This window comes from Treponema sp. R6D11 (assembly GCF_054786075.1).
Map to the genome: position 1 here is coordinate 1 of NZ_BDHD01000446.1, position 1,018 is coordinate 1,018.

A 1,018-nucleotide genomic window follows, 5' to 3' on the forward strand; every position below is an offset into this window, starting at 1 on the left:
GTCCAAACATTCTTCTAAAATAGTAATAAGAATTATCAAAAAAAATGGAACCTCTAAAAACCTTGGTTAGGTTTTTAGAGGTTCCTAGAAGAAAATCGCTAATTTATTGTAGCATAAGGAATTATTGTAGTGCGATTTTCTTCATAGGTTATGAAAACATCTAAAAACGGAAGTTTTTAGATGTTCCAATAAGTCGGTCCAAACGGAGGGTGTATGAAAAGTAAAAAAATAGCGATGTGGTTTTTAGCCGTCGCAGTTTTATGCTCAGGATTAGTCGCAATGGGCTGTTCAGTCCGCGCAGAAGCGCAGCCTGCTAATCAGCCTAAGATTACACCGCCAAACGTAACACAGGGCGTAGCACAGGGCGCAGTCGTTTACATGACGGACAAAATAACCCCCGAAGGCTTGCTTGCCGTTTATAATGCTCTTGGACTGGAAGCAAGCGGAAAAGTAGCGGTAAAAATAAGCACAGGAGAGCCGGGCAATCCCCATTTTCTTTCCGCTTCACTAATAAAAAATCTAGTGCAGAAAGTGAACGGCACTATTGTTGAGTGCAACACTGCTTACGGCGGAAAACGGGCAAATACCGCCATGCATTATCAGGTGGCGAAGGATCACGGGTTTACGGCAATAGCGCCTGTTGTAATCATGGACGAAAAAACTGAGATTAGTATTCCTGTTACAGGCGGTAAACATTTTAAAAAAAAAATTGTAGGGGCGCGTTTTAAGGGAACTAATTTTCACAATGTGTCGTCTCATTTTTAGGGGCATCAACTGGGCGGCTTTGGAGGCGCGTTAAAAAATATGTCCATCGGTTATGCTTCGTCAGACGGAAAATCATGGATTCATTCGGCGGGAAAAAGCAAAAGCGGCTTTAGAGGCGAACAAAACGACTTCCTTGAATCAATGGCAGAAGCCGCCGAAGCTGTCGCAGACGCTAACAAGGGAAGAATTTTATATATCAACGTGATGAACCACCTTTCCGTTGACTGCGATTGCAACGGCAGACCCACTCCTC

General features: G+C 43.3%; 1 pseudogene. It reads left to right on the forward strand.

Going from position 1 to position 1,018, the window contains the following annotated elements:
• Positions 1 to 378: 378 nt before the first annotated feature.
• Positions 379 to 1,018 (forward strand): annotated as a pseudogene (locus tag ACYVTD_RS13830) (DUF362 domain-containing protein); the annotation flags it as partial.